This window comes from Nioella ostreopsis (genome assembly GCF_004000255.1).
Classification (GTDB): Bacteria; Pseudomonadota; Alphaproteobacteria; order Rhodobacterales; family Rhodobacteraceae; genus Nioella; species Nioella ostreopsis.
Genome location: NZ_RCIQ01000068.1, coordinates 1 through 1,596, shown reverse-complemented (window position 1 = coordinate 1,596; position 1,596 = coordinate 1). Strand labels below are relative to the sequence as shown.

The following is a 1,596-nucleotide window of genomic DNA, read 5'->3' as shown; positions in this document are numbered from 1 at the left end:
GGGCGGATTCTGTTGAAGAACTCGGCGCGATTTTCGGCGGGATCGTCGCTGTGGTGTCTGCGCGAGTTGATTGCCCCGGAAGCTGGTCCGGTCGACACCCTATTCGGCTAATATGATTGCTCAGATCATGCGGTGGCCTCCGTTTGGACGGTCTTGGGCCTGAGCTTGGCGAGTTTTCTGAGGTTCTGTGCGATGGCCGCGAGGAGGAACTCATCCTTGGCCCCGTTCGGGCCGCGCAGTCGTAGCCTGGTCAGGTTCAGGATGCGCTTCAGATGTGCAAACAGCATCTCGACCTTCTTCCGTTTGTCGCGGCTGACTTTATAGGCTTTCGTCTTCCGACTAGACCGAGCAAAGTCCCGCGCATCCTCGTGTTCTTCCCGACTGATCGATCTGCAGATCGCATTGGGGCAACACTTCTCTTTCGATGGACAACCCTGACAGTCGGATTTGAGAGCCCGATACTTTCGGGTGCCGCTGATATTCTTGCCGCGATTGGGATCGGAGTAATTGCGGCGGAACTGTTTGAGGGCGAAGCCTTCGGGGCAGATGTACTGATCATTGGCCTCATCGTATTCAAACTCAAACCTCGTCCATGCGCCGTCTTTGCGGTTCGAGTGATCAATCACCGGAATGAATGGGATGATCCCGCGCTTCTTGACCAACCAGCCCAAGTTGTCGCTGGAGCCATATGCCGTGTCTGCAGCGAGCCACTCCGGTCTGATCCCAAAGCGTTTCTCGGTGCGATCCAGCATTGTTTGCGAGGCGCCCACCTCCGCTTGCCGGATTGCTCGCGTGGCTTCAACGTCCATGATGACCGAGCTTTTCGTATCGATCAGGTAGTTCGTGGCATAGGCGAAGTAGGGGCGGCTTTCCTCGGCCCGCGTCCATTGGGCCGCAGGATCGGACTTCGCGACGAACTTCGGCTGCACTGGCGAGGCAGCACCAAAGGCCGTGTCATCCAGCGTTTCGAGATATTCCTTGGCGGCGCGGTTGCCAACTGCCCGCGCAACATCTTCGCTCCAATCTTTGGCCGCTATGGAACGCGCCTTGTTGGCATCCGCTGGGATCAGGCTGGCGTCAACGGCGAAGCCTTCGCCAGACACGAGGTCTTCCTTCAAGCAGCGCTCCACCGTCGCCTCGAAGATATGACGCAGCATGTCGCTGTCCCGGAACTTGCCATGGCGGTACCGAGAGAAGGACGAGTGATCCGGCACCTTGTCATCCAGGCCGAGCCGACAGAACCAGCGGTAAGCCAGGTTCAGATGCACCTCTTGGCAAAGGCGTCGCTCGGAGCGGATGCCCATGACATAGCCAATCACCAACATGCGCAAGATGAGTTCGGGATCAATCGAGGGGCGGCCTGTGTGGCTGTAGAACGGCTTCAACCTTTCCCGCATGTCTCCCATGTCGAGGAAACGATCGATCTCTCTCAGGACGTGGCTGGGTGGCACATGAGCGTCCAGATCAAACTCGTAAAACAGCTGCGCTTCGACCTTTTGAATGCCCATCATCGCTCAATCCTCCCGATCTTGATAAATCGAGTGAATCAAACGGCTTGCCGCACTGCAACACAGAGTTTTTCAACAGCATCGGCGG

Annotated in this window: 1 protein-coding gene; it reads right to left on the bottom strand. The window is 57.4% G+C overall.

The window, feature by feature from the left end; translation table 11 throughout:
* Positions 1-125: 125 nt before the first annotated feature.
* Complete coding sequence (locus EP237_RS22815; RefSeq protein WP_127563103.1) at positions 126-1,511, bottom strand: IS1182 family transposase; 1,386 nt, start codon at positions 1,509-1,511, stop codon at positions 126-128.
* Between the last annotated feature and the right edge of the window lie 85 nt (positions 1,512-1,596).